The 19,624-nt window shown below is 70.9% G+C and carries 14 protein-coding genes; 9 read left to right on the top strand and 5 right to left on the bottom strand.

Annotation, left to right across the window (positions count from 1 at the left end; genetic code table 11):
- Positions 1-146 precede the first annotated feature (146 nt).
- On the bottom strand, positions 147-353 hold the full coding sequence (locus tag OG272_RS16470) for a hypothetical protein (protein ID WP_326582918.1): 207 nt from the start codon (positions 351-353) through the stop codon (positions 147-149).
- Positions 354-465: 112 nt separating this feature from the next.
- Positions 466-1,914, bottom strand: coding sequence for an MFS transporter (locus OG272_RS16465; protein ID WP_328507246.1), 1,449 nt, complete (start codon positions 1,912-1,914; stop codon positions 466-468).
- Between the two features lie 101 nt (positions 1,915-2,015).
- Between OG272_RS16465 and OG272_RS16460 the strand changes: the two genes are divergently transcribed.
- Complete coding sequence (locus OG272_RS16460) at positions 2,016-2,957, top strand: helix-turn-helix domain-containing protein (protein WP_327729780.1); 942 nt, start codon at positions 2,016-2,018, stop codon at positions 2,955-2,957.
- Positions 2,958-3,000: 43 nt separating this feature from the next.
- Here the strand turns inward: OG272_RS16460 and OG272_RS16455 are convergent, their stop codons facing one another.
- On the bottom strand, positions 3,001-4,446 hold the full coding sequence (locus OG272_RS16455; protein ID WP_405893879.1) for an MFS transporter: 1,446 nt from the start codon (positions 4,444-4,446) through the stop codon (positions 3,001-3,003).
- 81 nt (positions 4,447-4,527) lie between these two features.
- On the opposite strand from OG272_RS16455, the gene dusB reads away from it, so the two are divergent.
- Both dusB and OG272_RS16445 read left to right on the top strand, forming a co-directional pair.
- Complete coding sequence (dusB, locus tag OG272_RS16450; RefSeq protein ID WP_327729782.1) at positions 4,528-5,694, top strand: tRNA dihydrouridine synthase DusB; 1,167 nt, start codon at positions 4,528-4,530, stop codon at positions 5,692-5,694.
- Between the two features lie 116 nt (positions 5,695-5,810).
- Positions 5,811-6,995 (top strand): polysaccharide pyruvyl transferase family protein, encoded by a 1,185-nt coding sequence (locus OG272_RS16445; protein WP_328223024.1) that lies wholly within the window; start codon positions 5,811-5,813, stop codon positions 6,993-6,995.
- 121 nt (positions 6,996-7,116) lie between these two features.
- Here the strand turns inward: OG272_RS16445 and OG272_RS16440 are convergent, their stop codons facing one another.
- Together OG272_RS16440 and OG272_RS16435 are read right to left on the bottom strand one after the other, a co-directional pair.
- Positions 7,117-9,057: a glycogen debranching N-terminal domain-containing protein gene (locus tag OG272_RS16440; RefSeq protein ID WP_326582924.1), complete on the bottom strand. Its 1,941-nt coding sequence runs from the start codon at positions 9,055-9,057 to the stop codon at positions 7,117-7,119.
- A complete protein-coding gene (locus OG272_RS16435; RefSeq protein ID WP_405893876.1) occupies positions 9,054-10,802 on the bottom strand; it encodes an MGH1-like glycoside hydrolase domain-containing protein in 1,749 nt (582 codons plus the stop codon). Before OG272_RS16435 ends, OG272_RS16440 begins: the two co-directional genes overlap by 4 nt.
- Before the next feature lie 186 nt (positions 10,803-10,988).
- On the opposite strand from OG272_RS16435, the gene OG272_RS16430 reads away from it, so the two are divergent.
- From OG272_RS16430 to OG272_RS16405, 6 genes are all read left to right on the top strand, one after another.
- Positions 10,989-12,188, top strand: coding sequence for an ROK family protein (locus tag OG272_RS16430; protein ID WP_326582926.1), 1,200 nt, complete (start codon positions 10,989-10,991; stop codon positions 12,186-12,188).
- A 406-nt stretch (positions 12,189-12,594) separates the two neighbouring features.
- Positions 12,595-15,342, top strand: coding sequence for a pyruvate, phosphate dikinase (gene ppdK / locus OG272_RS16425; RefSeq protein WP_405893874.1), 2,748 nt, complete (start codon positions 12,595-12,597; stop codon positions 15,340-15,342).
- A 291-nt stretch (positions 15,343-15,633) separates the two neighbouring features.
- Positions 15,634-16,053 carry a hypothetical protein gene (locus tag OG272_RS16420; RefSeq protein WP_405893872.1) on the top strand — a complete coding sequence of 140 codons (420 nt, stop codon included), beginning with the start codon at positions 15,634-15,636 and terminating at the stop codon, positions 16,051-16,053.
- A 64-nt stretch (positions 16,054-16,117) separates the two neighbouring features.
- Positions 16,118-16,804 (top strand): ABC transporter ATP-binding protein, encoded by a 687-nt coding sequence (locus OG272_RS16415; protein WP_405896027.1) that lies wholly within the window; start codon positions 16,118-16,120, stop codon positions 16,802-16,804.
- Positions 16,801-19,101, top strand: a complete 2,301-nt coding sequence (locus OG272_RS16410) for an FtsX-like permease family protein (RefSeq protein WP_405893870.1) — start codon at positions 16,801-16,803, stop codon at positions 19,099-19,101. Before OG272_RS16415 ends, OG272_RS16410 begins: the two co-directional genes overlap by 4 nt.
- Positions 19,102-19,269: 168 nt before the next feature.
- Positions 19,270-19,623, top strand: coding sequence for a hypothetical protein (locus tag OG272_RS16405; RefSeq protein ID WP_405893869.1), 354 nt, complete (start codon positions 19,270-19,272; stop codon positions 19,621-19,623).
- Position 19,624 lies beyond the last annotated feature (1 nt).

The following is a 19,624-nucleotide window of genomic DNA, read 5'->3' as shown; positions in this document are numbered from 1 at the left end:
GGTTACGGCCCCGCGCGGTCGTGAGTCCGGGCGGTCATGAGCCCGCGCGGTCATGAGTCCGGACCGTCCTGAGTCCGGACCGTCCTGAGTCCGGACCGTCCTGAGTCCGGACCGTCCTGAGTCCGGACCGTCCTGAGTCCGGGCCGTCACGAGGCCGTCGGGTCCACCGTCGCCTGGTGGGCCTCGGCGAGGTGTTCCTCGGCCTTCAGCCACGGCAGGAACTGCGCGCCCTTGCGCCAGCCGCAGGTCTCGCATCTGATCGTGCGCTGTACTCCCGAGCGCTGGACCCGCACGGTGTGCTCCCGCCCGTGCTGGTCCCAGCGGCTCACTCTGCTCGTGTTGATCTGCTGCATGACCTCTCCAGCCCGACACCCTCACGGTTCCGCGTCCGTGAGGAGTGTGCGGCAAGACCAACATCAACGGGGGAGATCGAACGATGAGTTATCCCATCGGTTACGCCACCGGTCATCCCACGACGCGTGGCAACCGCAGACTCAGCCCCACCGTCAGTACCACCCCGGCCAGTTGAACCAGCAGGGTCGTCACGAGCGCGTCCCGCATCCCCATCCCCGGTACCAGCCCCAGGAACAGCGAGCCGAGCGTCGCCACGCCCAGCGCCAGCGCCGACTGCTGGGTGGTGATCATCACGCCGCTGCCGACGCCGGCCCGCGCGGGCGGCACCTCGGAGAGGATGATCCTGAAGACGATGGGGAGTTGGAGGGCCTGGCCCCCGCCCGCGACCGCCACCCCCGTGAGCAGCAGCGGCCAGTCCGGCTCGGGCCAGGCCCGCCACACGGCGAGTGCGATGAGGGCGACGCCCACGCCCTGGACCAGACCGCCGGCCGTCACCACACGGGTCCCGTACCGCGTGACCAGGCGCGGCCCGGCCAGCGACACGGCGAAGAACACGACCGCCATGGGGGAGAGGGCGAGCCCCGCCGCCGTCGGCCCGAGCCGCGCGCCCTCCTGCAGCGCCACCGCGACGACGAACATGAACCCGCTGAACCCGATCGAGAACGGCAGGATCATCACCAGCCCGCGCCGCAGCGAGGTCAGCCGGAACAGGCTCGGCGGCACCAGCGGCGTACGGCCGAGACGGTCGGCGCGTCGCTCGACGCGGTAGAAGGCGGTCGCGGCGAGCGGGAACACGGCCAGCGCCAGCCAGGTCCACAGGGGCCAGCCCGCCGCCCGGCCCTCGGTGAGCGGGACCAGGAGCGTCAGGAGGGACACCGCCAGCAGGACCGTGCCGGGACCGTCCACCGGTTCGGGGCGGGCCGAGCGGGTCTCGGGCACGGAGCGGGCGGTGAGGACGAGTCCGAGGACGACCACGGGGACGTTGACCAGGAAGACGGAACGCCAGCCGGTGCCCAGGAGGTCGGCGGAGACCAGGACGCCGCCCAGGATCTGACCGGCCACCATGGACAGTCCGGCCGTGGCGCCGTACAGACTCATCGCACGGGCCCGGCGGGCGCCGGCCGTCGACGACTGGATGGTGGCGAGCACCTGCGGGAGCATCGCGGCGGACGCGGCGCCCTGCGCGACCCGTGCCGCCACGAGCGTCCAGGCGTCCGGCGCGAGTCCGCACGCCAGCGAGGTCACCCCGAAGGCGGCCATGCCCCACAGGAACAGCCGCCGCCGGCCGAACAGATCGCCCAGCCGGCCGCCGAGCACCAGGAGTACGGCGTACGAGACGCCGTACCCGGCGACGACCAGCTCCAGCACGGCCTCGCCCGCGGCGAGGTCGCGGCCGATCGTCGGCAGGGCGACGTTGACGATGAAGAAGTCGATGAGGGGGAGCGCCGCGCCGAGCAGGACCGTGAAGAGCCCGAGATCGCCCAGGGCGGACGGGGAGGTGGAGGAGCGGACAGGGGACGGGGGCGGGGACTGGGTCGGTGTGGTGAGGCTTTCGGTCACACGAGCCAGGCTCGCGCGCCGCTCACACTGGTACCAGAGTCTCTTCATCCTGGTACTGGCGGTACCTGGCAACAGGCTTCGTGGGGCGGCACCCTGGAGGCATGACGACCACGGCCACACCGGAGACCGGGACAGGGACACCGCCGCGCCACCCCCGCGGCGGCGGGGACGGAACGGGTGAACGGGCGCCCACCGCCCCCGAGTCGGTGATCCGGCGCAACGAGCTCGCCGCCTTCCTGCGTCACCGGCGTGAGCACATCGCCCCCGAGCAGGTCGGCCTGGACCGGGGACGCCGCCGGCGTACGCCGGGACTGCGCCGTGAGGAGGTCGCGCAGCTCTCCGCGGTCGGCGTCACCTGGTACACGTGGCTGGAGCAGGCCCGCGACATCCACGTCTCCGGACAGGTCCTCGACGCGCTGGCCCGCGCCCTGCTCCTCGACCCCAGCGAACGCGCCCATCTCTTCAACCTGGCCGGGACCGCCGACCCGGCGCCGGGGTCGCGGTGCCACGCGATCAGCGACGCCCAGTACGCGCTGCTGGAGCAGTTGGAGCCGATCCCGGCCTCCATCCAGAACAGCCGGTACGACATCCTGGCCCACAACCGTACCTTCGGACTGCTCTTCTGCGACCTCTCCGAGGTGCCGCCCGAGGACATGAACTGCATGATCCTCGCCTACACCAACACCCAATGGCGCGCCTCCATGGTCCAGTTGGAGGAGACCACCCGCTTCCTCGCGGCCAAGCTGCGCGCCGCGATGGCCGACCATCTGGCCGACCCGGCCTGGAAGACGCTGCTCAAGCGGCTGCGTACCGAGTCTGCCGAGTTCCGCGCGGCCTGGGAGCGGCACGAGGTCGTCGAGACCTTCAACAAGCGCAAGCAGTACCGCAACGCCCACGTCGGCCTCCTCGACGTCGACCACACCGACCTCTGGCTCGGCCCCCGCCACGGGCCCCGCATGGTGACGTACGTGCCGGTCGACGAGGAGAGCAGGAGGAGGATGGAGAAGCTGCACGCGATGGCGTTGGAGCGGGACGCCGGGTGAGCGCCGGCCGGCCGGCCCCACCAAGATCTTCATTGACCTTCTACTAGGAGCCGACCCTCGCCGCGTCCCGTACCTCGGCCGTATCCAGGCGCTTCGCCGTGCGGTCGGCGGTCTCCCGGGCCCACGCGCCCGTGGTCAGCGCCCCCAGGACGAGGACGGCGAAGCCGCACGCCGCGACGATCCACCAGGCGGGCCGGGCCGCCGACACGAACGAGTCCGCGTACGAGGACGAGCCGATGCCCGCCGCCAGCACCGCCCCGATCACCGCGACGCCCAGCGTCTGGCCGATCTGGCGGCTGGTGGAGGCGACCGCGGCGGCGACACCGGCCTGGGCGCGCGGCATCCCGGACACGGCCGTGTTGGTGATGGGCGCGTTGACGAAGCCGAAGCCGAGGCCGAAGAGGACGTAGCCGATGACGAGGGTGACGTTCCCGGTCTCGGCCTCGAACGCGGCGAAGAGCACCCCGCTCGCGGTCATCGCCACCCCGGCGACCAGCAGCGGCAGCCGGGGCCCCCGGCTGCCGACCAGCCGTCCGGCGACCGGCGCGCAGACGAAGCACAGGAGGGCCATCGGGAGCATCCACAGACCGGCGTGCAGGGCGTCGAGGCCACGCACGTTCTGCAGGTACAGGGTCGACAGGAACAGGAAACCGCCGAGCGCGGCGAACGCGCTGACCGCGATCACCGTCGCCCCGCTGAACGGTGCCGAGCGGAAGAAGCGCAGGTCGATGAGGGGTTCGTCGCGGCGGGGCTCGTACCGCAGGAGGCCGAGGAGGGCGGCGAGGGAGACACCGCCGAGGGCGAGGGTCTCGGCGACCGGCGCGGTCGGCGCCTCGATGATGGCGTTCGTGAGGGAGCCGAGCAGCGCGATGACCAGGAGCTGTCCGACGGGGTCGGGGCGGCGGGCCTTCGGGGCGCGGGACTCGGGGACGTACCGCCAGGTCAGCAGCAGTGCGGCCAGGCCGACCGGCAGGTTGATCCAGAAGATCGACCGCCAGCCGACGGAGTCCACGAGGACCCCGCCGATGATCGGCCCCGCGGCCATCGAGATGCCCACGACCGCGCCCCAGACGCCGATCGCCCGGGCCCGCTCGCGCGGGTCCGTGAACGTGTTGGTGATGATCGACATGGCGACCGGGTTGAGCATCGAGCCGCCGACCGCCTGCACCATGCGGAAGGCGACCAGCGATTCGAGGTTCGGGGCGAGGGAGCACAGCACCGAGCCGACCGTGAACACGACCAGGCCGGCCATGAAGACCCGCCTGCGGCCGATCCGGTCCGCGGTGGAGCCGGCCAGCATCAGCAGGGCCGCCAGGACCAGGGTGTAGGCGTCGATGGTCCATTGCAGACCCGCCAGGCTCGCGTTCAGGTCGCGCTGCATCGAGGGCAGGGCGACGTTCAGGACGGTGTTGTCCAGGCTCACGATCAGGAGGCTGGTGCAGCAGATCGCGAGCACGAGCAGACGGTGGCGGCGGCTGAGCTCGGGCATGCGCACCATCGTACGCCCAACTCGATAGTGCGCCTAACTAATGAATGGCGAGCATGGGTCCGTGTGCGTGACAATGGGGGAATGTCCACGCCCGCCTCGCCGCTCCGGATCGGTCCGCACACCGTCACCCCGCCCGTCGTCCTGGCCCCCATGGCCGGCATCACGAACGCGCCCTTCCGCACCCTGTGCCGTGAGTTCAGCGGCGGCAAGGGCCTGTTCGTCAGCGAGATGATCACCACGCGGGCGCTGGTCGAGCGCAACGAGAAGACCATGCAGCTGATCCACTTCGACGCGACCGAGAAGCCGCGCTCGATCCAGCTGTACGGCGTGGACCCGGCGACCGTCGGCAAGGCCGTCCGCATGATCGCGGAGGAGGGCCTCGCCGACCACATCGACCTCAACTTCGGCTGCCCGGTCCCGAAGGTGACCCGCAAGGGCGGCGGATCCGCCCTCCCCTACAAGCGGCACCTGCTGCGCGCGATCCTCCGCGAGGCCGTGAGCGGCGCGGGCGACCTCCCGGTCACGATGAAGATGCGCAAGGGCATCGACGACGACCACATCACCTACCTCGACGCCGGCCGCATCGCCGTCGAGGAGGGCGTCACGGCGATCGCCCTGCACGGCCGCACCGCCGCCCAGCACTACGGCGGCACGGCCGACTGGGACGCCATCGCCCGCCTCAAGGAGCACGTCCCCGAGATCCCGGTCCTCGGCAACGGCGACATCTGGTCCGCGCAGGACGCGCTGCGGATGGTCCGCGAGACGGGCTGCGACGGGGTGGTCGTGGGGCGTGGCTGCCTGGGGCGGCCGTGGCTGTTCGCGGACCTGGTCGCGGCGTTCGAGGGCCGGACGGGAGCCCGTGCCGGAGGCGCTGATGGATGCAGTGCGCAGCCTTCGCTCCGCGAGGTCGCCGACATCATGGTCCGGCACGCCACCCTGCTCGGCGAGTGGATCGGCGACGAGTCCAAGGGTGTCGTCGACTTCCGCAAGCACGTGGCCTGGTACCTCAAGGGCTTCGCGGTCGGCTCCGAGATGCGCAAGCGGCTCGCCATCACTTCCTCCCTCGCTGAACTCCGCACCGGGCTGGACGAGTTGGAGCTCGACCAGCCCTGGCCGACCGGTGCCGACGGCCCGCGCGGCCGCACCTCCGGCAACAACCGCGTCGTCCTGCCCGACGGTTGGCTCAAGGACCCGTACGACTGCGCGGGCGTGGGCGAGGAAGCCGAACTGGACACGTCCGGGGGGTAGTTGCCCCGTTCTGTCGGCCCTGTCGGCCCTGTCGGCCCTGTCGGCGTTCCGGTCGTTGTGCGGCCGGTTTCCGTCATCTCGGAGTGAGTGGGGAAATGTCCGGGTAGCGCGTTTTGGTGTGCGGAGCGAGCGGGACACCGAAGAAGCCGACGGGGACACCGTCGAAGCCCTCCACAAGGCCCTCCCGGAACCGGAAGTCGCCGACACGGCAGAGCGAACCGTCCCGGCCCCCCGCCCCGTACACACGGCCCCCCTCCTACGTCCCCCACTGCGCGCACCACGTCTCGTACGTCCTCACCGTCCTGGACCGGCTGGTCCCGGCCGGCACCCGGTGCGCGGTCATCGGCGCCCCGCTGACCTCCAACGTCGGCGACAGCGCGATCTGGCTCGGCCAGCGCGCACTGCTCGGCGCGCTCGGGGCCGAGGTGCGCTACGCCTGCGACCTGATGTCGTACGACGCCGGGCAGCTGGCGGCCTGTCTCCCGGACGGCCCGATCATGCTGACGGGCGGCGGCAACCTCGGTGACCTCTGGGAGGACAGCCAGCTCCTTCGCGAACAGGTGCTGCGCGACTTCCCGGACCGCCGGATCGTCCAGCTGCCCCAGTCCGTGCACTTCACGGACCACGCCAACCTCACCCGCGCCCGCCGCGTCTTCGACGCCCACCCCGATCTCACCCTGCTGCTGCGCGACCGGCACAGCCTGCACCGCTGCCGCACGGTCTTCGAGGCCCCCGCCCTGCTCGCCCCCGACCTGGCCTTCGCCGTACCGCCGGACGCGCTCGCCGGCGGCACGGTCGCCCATGACGTCGTCTGGCTGGCCCGGGAGGACAAGGAGTCGGCGAAGGGCCCACCGGCCGGGCGGGGCGCGTCACGGCGGGAGCGCGGCGGCCCGTACGTCTTCGACTGGACCCGGGAGGGCACCGACACCGACTGGCGGCGGGCCAAGGAAGCGCTCTGGCGCGGCCGGGCCCGCGCCCTGTGCCGCGCCGGCTCCGGCGACCCGCCGGGCGCCGTCCCCGCCCTCCTCGCCGCCTACGACGGCCTCGCCCGCCTCCAACTGGCGCGCGGCTGCCGCCTGTTGACCGCGGGCCGGGTGGCCGTCACCGACCGCCTCCACGGCCACGTCCTCGCCCTCCTCCTGGGCCTCCCCCACGTCCTGGTCGCCGACCGCTACGGCAAGGCCCGCAGCTACTGGGACACCTGGACGGCCCACCGGCCCCCGACCACGGAGTGGGCCTGGACGGAGGCGGAGGCGAGGCAGACGGCGAGGAGGTTGCTGGCGGGGCTGAGCGCCCCGTAAGGGGCGCGGGCCTGTATCGATGTGCGGCTTTGCCGCGTGGGCGCGAGCAACCACGACGAACCCGCGGCCCGCAGACCACCCACGCCCCCACGGCGCCCAGCGGCTCAACCCAGCGGAGCGACTACGCTCCGCCCACAGCGGTCAACAACGCCAAGGGAGCCGCCGCCGACCGCGACTCCCGCACACACGCATGCGGATACGGCACCGGCTCCGGATGCGTGTCCCGCCCGTACCCGGCGAGAACCTCCGGCAGCCGATGCCCCGCCGCGGTCGCCGCGTCGACCATGCCGGAGGCGACCGCCCGGGCCTCGTCGTGCAGCCCGTACCGCGCCAGCCCCAGCGTGATCAGCGCGTTGTCGTGTGGCCAGACCGACCCCCGGTGATACGACAGCGGGTGATACGCGGGCTGCCCGGACGCCAGCGTCCGCACACCCCACCCGGAGAAGAAGTCGGGCTCCAGAAGCCGCCGGCCCACCGTCTTCCCGTACTCCTTGTCCAGCAGCCCCGACCACAGCAGATGCCCCGCGTCCGAGGCGAGCGCGTCGACCTGCCTGCCCTCACTGTCCAGCGCCAGCGCGGGGAAGCCGTGTCCGGGCATCCAGAAGTCCCGCTGGAAACGGTCACGGAGGTCACCGGCGGCCTGTTCCAGGAGTGCCGCGTACACCTCGTCCTCCCAGACCGTGCGGGCCAGCACGGCGGTGCGGCGCAGCGCGTCGTACGCGTAGCCCTGCGCACCCGCCGCCATCACCGGCCCGGCGGCGGGCCGGCTGCCGTCGGCGGAGCAGATCGAGTCGGGGGAGTCCTTCCAGTTCTGGTTGGCGAGACCGCCCTGGTCGGCGCGGTACACGAGATAGCCGCGCGAGGTGAGCCCGCCGTGGTCGAGCATCCAGCCGATCGCGGCCCGTGCGTGGGGTTCGAGGCGGCGGGCCAGGGTGACGTCCCCGGTCTGCTCCACATACGCGCCGAGCAGGACGAGGAAGAGCGGGGTCGCGTCCACCGAGCCGTAGTAACGCCCGTACGGCACCTGCCCGAAGTGCGCCAGCTCGCCGTGCCGCACCTCGTGCACGATCTTGCCGGGTTGGGCCACCGACTCGACGCCGACCTCGGTCGCCTGGGCCGCGGCGAGCGCGAGCAGCGTGGCGGCGGCCGGCTCCGGCCGGTAGGGGAGCGTGAAGAGGGAGGTCACCAGGGCGTCCCGGCCGAGGAGGGTGAGGAACCAGGGCGCCCCGGCGGCGGGCACCCGCAGCGTCTCGCCGTCCGGGCCGGTCGCCGGGACCTGGAGCGCCGCGAGATCGGCGAGCCCCCGCGCACAGGCCGCGGCCAGCTCCGGCCAGCCGGTGGGGAAGGCCACCCCCTCCATGAACTCCCCCTCCATCGCGAGGAGTTGCTCGTTCACGGCGGCCGGTGAGCGCGGCACCCGCAGGGCCCGCCGGTCACCGTGCGTCCGCGCCATCACCCGGCAGGTCAGCTCCACGGAGTCGTGCGGTGCGAGATCGAGCGCCCAGACGAGCCGCCGCGCCCCCGTCCCGGTCTCCTCCACGCTGTCCGGCACGGGCTCGGCCGTCACCGTCGTACAGGACCGCCACTCGCCGCGCCGGTAGCTGAACTCCACGCCGTCGTCGAGGACTTCGCGCTTCCGGACGACACCGCTCTTGGCGTACGTACGGAAGTCGGAGCGCAGCTCGAACTGGTCGGTGAAGTCGGCGTCCGCGGTGATCGCGATCCGGACCGTCGTCGCCTCCGGGCGGTTGCTCGTGACACGCAACGTCTCCACGAACGCGCTGTCGGAGACGGCCTGTTCACGGAAGAGCGTGTACGCGGGCGGCTCCCGGCGGCCGCCCCGGGGCACGAGCACACAGCGCGCGGTGTCGCCGTCCGCGACCGGCGTGAGCGGCTCGGGAACCGCGCCGTCGACGGTCAGCTGCCACCGGCTCAGATGCCGGGCGTCCCGTACGAAGAGCCCGTCCGGGGAACTGCCGCCCCGCACCCCGCTGATGTCGCCGCCGTCGCCCACGGCGGCGAACGTCCCGCCGCGCACGAGCAGGTGATGCCGGTCCGTCATCCCCGGTCCCCTCCCTTGTCACCCATGCCGAACACGACCCCGTTGTCGTGGTGCTGTCCGTCGTGCTGTCCGTCGTGCCGTCCGTTGTGCCGTCCGTGGTGCTGCCCATGGCCGTGACCCAGACCCAGGCCCTGACCGTGACCCTGGCCGTGACCCTGACCCTGGCCGTGACCCTGACCCTGACCCTGGCCGTGACCCTGGCCGTGACCCTGGCCTTGATCCTGGCCGTGACCCTGGCCGTGACCCTGGCCTTGATCCTGATCGTGGCCCTGGTCGTCCTGGTGCAGCAGGTCGAGGGTGAGCGCGGCCGTCCAGCCGAAGCCGAGCGCTCCACAGGCCTCGCCCGTGTACGGGTCCACGTACTCGGCGAACCCGGACGCCCCCGCGGTCTCCAGCAGCGCCGCCCGCAGCGCGTCGGCCCGCCCCGACTCCCCGTGCAGCCTGAGCCCCCGCTCCAGCATCCAGTTCGTGTTGAACCACGCCGGCCCACGCCAGTACCGGTGCGGATCGAAGGCCTCCCCGGTCAGGTCGTACGACGGCACGAGCCGGGTGGCGTCGCCGAGCCCGAAGCGCGGGCCGTGGATCGTACGGACGAGGGCGGCGACGATGTCGCGGGGGAGACCGGGGAGCAGCAGGGGGATCAGGCCGGAGACACCGCGCTCGGGGATGAGGGCGTCGGTGGTGACGTCCCGGCAGAAGAACATCTCCTCCGCCGGGTCCCACAGCCGCTCCACCAGCGCCGCCGTCAGGCGCTCGGCGCGCGCGTGCCGGGCGGCTCCCGGTGCGCCCAACTCCTCCGCGATGCGTGCCAGCGCGTGCTCGGAGGCGATGAGGAGGGCGTTGAACGCCGGGTCCTCCACGGCGAACCCGCCCGCTCCGCCCCCGTTCCTGCCACCCGCTCCGCCCCCGTTCCTGCCACCCGCCCCATCCCCGCTTCTCCCGCCCGCCCCATCCCCGCTTCTCCCGCCCACCCCATCCCTGTATCCGGCGTCCCGGTAGTCCGTCGCCAGCCGCACGTACCGCCCGTAGTCCAGATCCGTCGGCCGGTCCCCGGCCGCGCCGTGGTCGAGGTCGGCGCGGCGGAAGGAGCGGGCCGGGGCCGGGGTGATCCGGGCGAGGGGCGCGTCCCAGGTGGGGCTGTTGTCCATGCCCTGCTCCCAGGGGTGGACGACGGACGCCAGCCCGCCCCCGCCCAGGTCCCGGCGGCCCAGCAGATAGCGGTGCCAGGCGGCCAGCCCCGGATAGACCCGGGACAGGAAACCGCGCGCCCGGGACAGCCCGGGGTCCGCCCGGTGCACCAGCCACGCGGCCAGCGCGTGCACCGGCGGCTGCACGATGCCCGAGGTCTGCGGGGTGCGCGGAGCACCCGCGGCGCGCCCCGCGGTCGAGGAGCGCCAGAAGTCGGGGCTCGGGAAGTACGCGTCGAGCGGCACCGAGGGGTTGAAGACGATGTGCGGGACCCGTCCGTCGCCCCACCGCGCGGCGAGCAGCGTCTCCAACTCGGTCTGCGCCCGCAGCGGCGACAGGTGGCGCAGCCCGATCGCGATGAACGCCGAGTCCCACGACCACTGGTGCGGATACAGCTTGCGCGACGGCACCGTGGACCGGCCCGTCCAGTTGGCGGCCAGCACGTCGGCCGCCGCGCGGTGCAGCGGACCGGACGGCACGGCCGGATCGTATACATCGGCTCCGGCGCGCGCGCCCGCGCCTGGTCGACGGGCGGTGAGCTGGGTTGTGCGGTCCACGCAGGGCTCCCTGAGGACAAGGGCCGACCGGTTCGGCAGTAGCTACCGTAGGGTTACGTCTACTTAACACGCAAAACTCAATATGTAATGCAGAGTTGGTGAACGCAAGAGGGTGCGCGGGAACGAATTCCTGAGGGGCCGCGACAATGGCGGCATCGAGGACGACACGAGCGGAAGGGCCTGAAGGTGGGCAGTCATGCCGGTGCCGGAGATCTGCTGGAGCTGGTCCGCAGCGGCCGGGCCACCACCCGTGGCGCGCTCCAGCAGGCCACGGGCCTGTCCCGGGCGACGGTCGGCCAGCGGCTGGACCGCCTCTTCCGCGCGGGCTGGCTCCGCGAGGGCGCCGGCGGCCCCGTCGACTCCCCGCTCGGCGGCCGCCCCTCCATCACCCTGGAGTTCGACGACGAGCACGCGATCGTCCTCGCCGCCGACCTCGACACCCGCCACGCCCGCGCCGCCGTCCTCTCCCTCACCGGCGAGATCCAGGCCGAACACACCGGCACCCTGGTCATCGAGGAGGGCCCCGACGCCGTACTGGACGAACTCGGGCGCTGGTTCGCCGAACTCCTGGAGAAGGCGGGCCGCCCGGCCGGCGCGGTCTGCGGTATCGGCCTCGCGGTCCCCGGCCCGGTGGACACCGACACCGGCCGCGTCGTCCAGCCGCCGATCATGCCCGGCTGGGACGGCTACGACATAAGAAGCCGCCTGGCCCGCGCCTTCACCGAACACGCGGCCGGCCCCGCCGGGATCCCGGTCCTCGTCGACAACGACGCCAACCTCATGGCGTACGGCGAACAGCGCACCGGATACGCCGGCTGCTCGGCGTTCGCGCTGGTCAAGGTGTCCACGGGTATCGGTGCGGGTGTGGTGGTCGGGGGGTCGATATTCCGGGGCGTGGACGGCGGCGCCGGCGACATCGGCCACATCCGGGTCCCCCAGGGCGCGGAGGCGTTGTGCAAGTGCGGTTCGTACGGCTGTCTGGCGGCGATCGCCAGCGGCGGCGCCGTGGCGCGACGGCTGGCGGAGGCGGGGATTCCGGCGGCCTCCGGATCGGATGTGCGGGACCTGCTGACCGCCGGGCACCCCGGGGCGATGGCGCTCGCGCGGGAGGCGGGCCGGGCGGTCGGGGACGTGCTGGCGACGGTCGTGACCCTGCTGAACCCCGGGGTACTGATGATCGCCGGCGATTTGGCCGGAACCCCCTTCCTCACGGGCGTACGCGAACTGCTCTACCAGCGCGCCCTGCCCCGCTCCACGGCCCATCTGGACGTGGTGACCTCCCGGCTGGGGGAGCGGGCCGGCCTGGTCGGGGCGGGTGCGCTGGTCGTCGAGCACCTGTACGCGCCGGAGCGCGCCGAGCAGCGGTTGGTGGCGCTGGGGGTGTGACGGGCGTGTTTCTGTCCCGAACCCCGGTCCGCATGGTGAAATCCGGCTCCCCTCATCGGCGTGATTCTCGCCACCCCTGATAGGGGTTGCGCTCAGATGAGCGAATCATGGGCGGTTCCGCGACTTCAAAGGGTGGCACTCGGTGCCACCCTTTGATCGTTCATCGAGCGAACTCAGGCGTGCCGATTGCCGCTCAGGTGAGCGCTATGGTGAGTGGGTGAAGGGGAATGCGTTCAAGAGGTGAACGCATTCCGGCGCGGTTCCTTGCCAAGCCTTGACTTTCGATCTACTGGCGGACGGGTGGTTACAGGCGCATGACGCGCAAGTGGACGTACCCAGGAGCCTTCGATCTGGGTATGTTCCTCGCCGTCAGGGCAGCCACCGCGTCCTCAAGGAGTTGGGACCTGTGTCGGAAAACAAAGATCCCCACGTAGGCCACGTAGCTCAGAGCGTTGAGGGCGTGAAGTTTGTTTATGACTTCACCGAAGGCAACAAGGACCTCAAGGACCTCCTCGGCGGCAAGGGCGCGAACCTCGCCGAGATGACCAACCTCGGTCTTCCCGTGCCTCCCGGCTTCACCATCACCACCGAGGCCTGCAAGGTCTACCTCGACAGCGGCGACGAGCCCGCGGCACTCCGTGACGAGGTCACCGCCCACCTCGCGGCCCTCGAGGAGAAGATGGGCAAGAAGCTCGGCCAGGCCGACGACCCGCTCCTCGTCTCGGTCCGCTCCGGCGCGAAGTTCTCGATGCCCGGAATGATGGACACGGTCCTCAACATCGGCCTCTCCGACAAGTCGGTGCAGGGCCTGGCCAAGCAGGCCGGCGACGACCGCTTCGCCTGGGACTCCTACCGCCGGCTCATCCAGATGTTCGGCAAGACCGTCCTCGGCGTCGACGGCGACCTCTTCGAAGAGGCGCTGGAGGCGGCGAAGACGGCCAAGAAGGTCGTCGTCGACACCGAGCTGGAGGCCGCCGACCTCAAGAAGCTCGTCACCAAGTTCAAGAAGATCGTCAAGACCGAGGCCGGCCGGGACTTCCCGCAGGACCCGCGCGAGCAGATGGACCTCGCCATCCACGCGGTCTTCGACTCCTGGAACACCGACCGCGCGAAGCTCTACCGCCGCCAGGAGCGCATCCCCGGCGACCTCGGCACCGCGGTCAACGTCTGTTCGATGGTCTTCGGCAACCTGGGCCCCGACTCCGGCACCGGCGTTGCCTTCACCCGCGACCCCGCCTCCGGCCACCAGGGCGTGTACGGCGACTACCTCCAGAACGCCCAGGGCGAGGACGTGGTGGCGGGCATCCGCAACACCGTCCCCCTGGCCGAACTGGAGTCGATCGACAAGAAGTCGTACGACCAGCTGATGCAGATCATGGAGACCCTGGAGAACCACTACAAGGATCTCTGCGACATCGAGTTCACCATCGAGCGCGGCCAGCTGTGGATGCTCCAGACCCGCGTCGGCAAGCGCACGGCGGGCGCGGCCTTCCGTATCGCCACGCAGCTGGTGGACCAGGGCCTGATCGACGAGGCGGAAGCCCTCCAGCGGGTGACGGGCGCCCAGCTCGCGCAGCTCATGTTCCCCCGCTTCGACGAGGACGCGAAGGTCGCGCAGGTCGGCCGCGGCATCGCCGCCTCCCCGGGCGCGGCGGTCGGCAAGGCGGTCTTCGACTCGTACACGGCCGTGAAGTGGTCGCGTTCGGGCGAGAAGGTCATCCTGGTCCGCCGCGAGACGAACCCCGACGACCTCGACGGCATGATCGCGGCCGAGGGCATCCTGACCTCACGCGGCGGCAAGACGTCCCACGCGGCCGTGGTCGCGCGCGGCATGGGCAAGACGTGCGTGTGCGGCGCGGAGGAGCTGGAAGTCGACACCAAGCGCCGCCGTATGACGGTGCCGGGTGGCCATGTGGTGGAGGAGGGCGACCTCATCTCCATCGACGGTTCGTCGGGCAAGGTCTACCTGGGCGAGGTCCCGGTCGTCCCCTCCCCGGTCGTCGAGTACTTCGAGGGCCGGATGCACGCGGGCGCCAACGACGCCGACGAACTGGTCGAGGCGGTCCACCGCATCATGGCCTTCGCGGACCGCAAGCGCCGTCTCCGTGTCCGCGCCAACGCCGACAACGCCGAGGACGCGCTGCGCGCCCGCCGCTTCGGCGCCCAGGGCATCGGCCTGTGCCGTACGGAGCACATGTTCCTCGGCGACCGCCGTGAACTGGTCGAGCGCCTGATCCTGGCCGACACGGAGACCGTGCGCGAGGAGTCCCTGAAGGCGCTGCTCCCGCTCCAGAAGCAGGACTTCATCGAACTCTTCTCGGCGATGGACGGCCTCCCGGTGACGGTCCGTCTCCTCGACCCGCCGCTGCACGAGTTCCTCCCGGACATCACGGAACTCTCCGTCCGCGTGGCCCTGGCGGAGTCCCGCCAGGAGCCCCACGAGAACGAACTGCGCCTGCTCCAGGCCGTCCACCGCCTGCACGAGCAGAACCCGATGCTGGGTCTGCGGGGCGTGCGGCTGGGGCTGGTCATCCCCGGCCTGTTCACGATGCAGGTCCGTGCCATCGCGGAGGCGGCGGCCGAACGCAAGAACGCCAAGGGCGACCCGCGCGCCGAGATCATGATCCCGCTCGTCGGCACGGTCCAGGAACTGGAGATCGTCCGCGAGGAGGCGGACGCGGTGATCGCGGAGGTCGAGGCGGCGTCGGGGGTGGCGCTGAAGCTGTCGATCGGCACGATGATCGAACTGCCGCGGGCCGCCCTCACGGCCGGCCAGATCGCGGAGGCGGCGGAGTTCTTCAGCTTCGGCACGAACGACCTGACGCAGACGGTGTGGGGCTTCAGCCGCGACGACGTCGAGGCGTCCTTCTTCACGGCCTACCTGGAGAAGGGCATCTTCGGAGTCTCCCCCTTCGAGACGATCGACAAGGACGGCGTGGGTTCCCTGGTCAAGCTGGCCGCGGAGGCCGGCCGCGCCACCCGCCCCGACCTCAAGCTCGGCGTCTGCGGCGAGCACGGCGGCGACCCGGAGTCCGTCCACTTCTTCCACGAGGTCGGCCTCGACTACGTCTCCTGCTCCCCGTTCCGCATCCCGGTCGCCCGACTGGAAGCGGGCCGCGCGGCGTCGCAGTCGGCGGGCAGCGACCACCGCTAGCGCCACAGCGGGCCCTCGCGCGTCCCTGACGTCGCGACCCCGAACCCCGGAACCGCCGCTTGTCCCCGACCGACCCTCACCGATGGGCGGCGGTTCCGGATCACGAAGAGAGGGCGGCATCCCGTGCGGGGGGTGCCGCCCTTTCGGTTTGGGTGGTTCGTGCTTCCTGTGCTCCAAGATCACCTGTTTCGGTGGTGATGGGGTGGACTGATCGTTTCTCTGTGCATCCATGGCGTTACATTCCGTAATGGGTGGTGGTCGTTGGGGCCGCCGGTGGTTACGGAGGGGCGTATGAAGAAGGCGTTGGTCGGGATGGTGGCGGCCGGGTTGGTGCTGACGGGAGCGGGGGCCGCACTTGCGGCGCAGCAGGGGAAGATCCCTTCCCTCGAATCGAGGGGCGTCAAATTCCTCGAGGGGACCTACAAGTTCAATCCCCCTGGCAGCAATCACGGGTCGTTCGAGTGGACCGGATTGCTGAAGGACTCCCTTCCCGAAGACGGCCACAACGTGTATGTGCAGGTCAGGGTCGAGGGACACGGCTGGGCGCGCTACTACGGGAAGCAGCGGAGCACGGTTCGGATGCAGCACGCCGACTGGAGCGGTTCTCAGCGTTACACGGACGACGCCGAGATCCGCGCATGCCGTGACCGAGGTTCTCTGCGTCCGGACAATTGCTCGCCGACGCAGAGCTTCTCGTACCCACGCGACTGAACCCTGGCCGCATCCACGGCCCAGGCGGTCCCGCCTGGGTTCGTGCTCTTCTTAGGGGAACGAGATCAATACATCAGAAGTCCTTGCCGCCAAAGGAGTAGATCTTCTCTACGGTGAGACTCCCGCGGTCAGAGGCGCGGAGATCTCCTTGGGCCGGGGGGAGGTCGTAGCCGTCACCGGCCAGAGCGGTTCGGGCAAGTCGTCACTGCTGTACTGCCTGGCCGGGGTGTTGCCGGTGGCGCGCGGTGAAGTCTGCTTCGAGGGGCGGCCGCTCGCGGAACTCGACGATGAGGAACTCAGTGAGCTGCGTCGGGAACGGTTCGGGTTCGTCTTCCAGTACGGGGAACTCCTGCCGGAGTTGACCGTGGAGGAGAACACCGCGCTGCCGTTGCGGCTTGCCGGGCAACGGAAGAAGCAGGCGCTCGCCGCCGCCGGGGAGGTGCTGGGGCGGCTGGGTCTGGGGGATCTGCGTCAGCGGCGGCCCTCGCAGGTGTCCGGGGGGCAGAGTCAACGTGTGGCTGTGGCACGTGCGTTGGTGCACCGACCCGCTGTCGTGTTCGCCGACGAGCCGACCGGGTCGCTCGACAGCTCCAACGCCACGGCTGTACTCGACGAGTTTCTGGCCATCGCCCGATCCCAGGGGACGGCCGTGGTGATGGTGACGCACGACTCCCAGGTGGCGGCCCGAGCGGACAGCCGCTACACGATGTGTGACGGCGTCCTTTCGGCCTCGGTGCGGGAGGTGTCGTGAAGGAACTCCTCCTGGGGTTGCGGCTGTTGACGGGCGCCGGACGCGGAAGCCGCGTCCGGTTCCTTCTCATGGTCTCGGGCAGTGCGATCGGTGTGTGCTGTCTGGCCGCCGTTCTCGCGATTCCCGGGATTCTGGCCGCGCAGGACGGGCGCAAGGCGGCACGTGAGCCGGACTGTGTCGAGGACCCGCGCCGGATCGCCTGCCTCGTCTCCAAGGGCGACTCCTTCGAACTGACCAGAACGGTCGCCTACGGTTCGGAGCCCCTCACCCGAGTCTTTGTGGCCCGGGGAAGCCGGCGCTTCGACCCACCACCTGGGTTACGCGAACTCCCCGCCCCCGGTGAGCTGTTCCTGTCTCCCCGATTGCGCGAGGCACTCCAGCGGGAACCTGCCCTGGCCCAACTGCTCCCGGGGCGGGACAACGGGATCATCACTGCCCAGGGGCTGGCTCATCCCGACGAGTTGTACGCGTACGTGGGCGTCGAGCAGGCTGAGTTGGAAGGGGGCGGGAATCGCTTGACGGCCTTCGGTATGCCGTATGCGGTTCACCCCACCGTGGACCCTTCGACGCTCGACATCGTGCGCTTCACCCTCATTGGCGTCGTCCTGCTGCCCCTTGCTGTGTTCCTCTCCGTGTGCGCCCGGCTCTCGGCCGCCGCTCGCACTCGCCGACTGGCCGCTCTGCGGTTGCTGGGCCTGAGCAAGAAGGGCACTCAGCGGGTCAACGCCGCCGAGACAGTCGCTGCGGCGCTGCTCGGTGCGGTGCTCGGACTGGGCGTCTACTGGGTCGCCAACCAGCTCGTCTCGCGGATCGGGATGCCGGGCTTCAAGTGGTACCCCGCCGACGGGGCGTTGTCCCTGTCCTCTGTTCTGATCTGCGCTGTGGGCTGTCCCGCGCTCGCTTGGTTCGTGGGCCGGGCCAGTGCCGGGAAGGCGGCGGCGAATCCGCTGGCTGTGCGGCGCAGCGCCGTGGAGAAGCCGCCGGGGAAGTGGGGCCTGCTGCCGCTCGTCCCCGGGTTGGGCATCGTGGCCGGGTACTGCGTGGCAGGTGCTACAGGCCATCCGCCCAGGGAGACTGGCCTTTCGTCGGTTCTGATGCCGCTGGCCGTGATCCTGGTCGGTGTCGGGTTGGTGACACTGCTGCCGGTCTGTTCGCGGACCCTCGCCCAGAAGGTGGCTCACTCCACCCGATCGGTCTCCTTGGGCCTCGCCATGCGGCGCAACGAGGTCGAACCGGGAGGCGCGCTACGGGTGGCGACCGGGCTGGTGCTCCTCGTCTTCGCGGCATCGCTGGTCCAGGGCGTGCTCATTGAGTTGGACCAGGTGTCCAAGAACACGTCCCCTGTCCAGACGTACAGAATTTCCCTCTCCGGTACCACCGCCGAGAAGCAAAGAGCATGGGAGAAGCTGCCGGGCATCCGCGGGCATGCGATGGTCATGGAGTCCCGGTCGAGTTCGAACTTCGACGAATGGACGCCGACCCTCAACGCGGTGGTTGCCACCTGCGCCCAACTGCGCGACATGGTGCCGACGGTCGGCCGATGTGTGGACGGCCGCCCGATGCGGCTGTGGGATCCGGACCAGACCCCCGGGGAGAAGCACAAGGCAGGGACACGCTTCCCCTTCGACCTCTGGCATGACGGGCATCGTCGTGTCATGCACGTGGAGATGCCGCGAGAAGTGCTGCAGTACAGCGACCACGTCGGACTCCCGGCCTTCAGCACCGGCGACGTGCTGTTGCCGCCCTCGGCGGTCCCCGCCGAACTGCGCCCCGACCAAGCCACGCTCACCCTCCTCAGTGGCTCGGACCCCGAGACCGTCCGGAGAGTCCTCGACGGCATCAGCGGCGTAGACCCCACCACAGAGGTCGAGACACCCGGCGTCGTCGTCACCTCCCTCCAACAGATCACCGTCGTCAAGAGCCTCCTAGCGGTGGGCATGATCCTCGGCTTGATCATCGGCGTAGCCGCCTACCTCGTCGCCGCCACCGACCGCGCCGTAGAGCGAAAGCCTCAAGTAACGGCCCTGTCCCTTCTCGGCGCTCGCCCTCGTACCTTGCGCACCGTCCAGGTCGCCCAGGTCGTACTGCCCCTGGCTCTCGGCCTCGCCCTGGCCGTGGTGCTGGGCAAGCTGGCCGAGTCCAGCTACCTCGTGACCGGAGGTGGTGCCATCTACTGGGACGGTGCCGGGATTCCGCTGTTGCTGGTCTGCGCGCTGGGTGCGGTGGCCGTGGCCGCCGTCGGTGCGCTGCCCCTCGTCGGGCGCCGGATCGATCCGGAGCTGATCCGGCGGGACTGAGGGTCGGTGGTGGTGATGCGCGAAAGGGGCGGCGCTCGTGCGGGAGTGCCGCCCCTTTCGCGCATCGGCCACAAACTCTGTGGCCCGTGAGCCGGTCCCTGGATACCGTCGTTCCCCCCGGCCGGCCGAACCCGCGGTCGCCGTGCGTCCAGAGAGCGAACCGATTCCGTGAGCAGGCGGCGAGAGACGACGACACTGTGGCGGCCCACCGGGCCCGTGGAGTTGGAGCTGGTGCGGGAGTCGGGGTGGCGGGCCTGGCCTCCTCGGCTTCCTGAGCAGCCGATCTTCTATCCGGTGCTCAGTGAGGCGTACGCGGTGAAGATCGCCCGGGACTGGAATGTGAAGCACGACGGGGCGGGGTACGTCACGAGGTTCGAGGTCGACGCGGAGTTCCTGCGGCGGTATCCGGTGCGGCAGGCCGGCGGGGAGACGATTCTCGAACTGTGGGTGCCGGCTGAGGAGCTCGAGGAGTTCAACGCGCACATCGTGGGGGAGATCGCGGTCGTGCACGAGTTCCGGTGAC

It is taken from the genome of Streptomyces sp. NBC_00104, from assembly GCF_045160825.1.
In the GTDB taxonomy this organism is placed as follows: Bacteria; Actinomycetota; Actinomycetes; order Streptomycetales; family Streptomycetaceae; genus Streptomyces.
The sequence above is the reverse complement of the archived record's forward strand: the minus strand, read 5'-3'. Positions and strand labels throughout refer to the sequence as shown.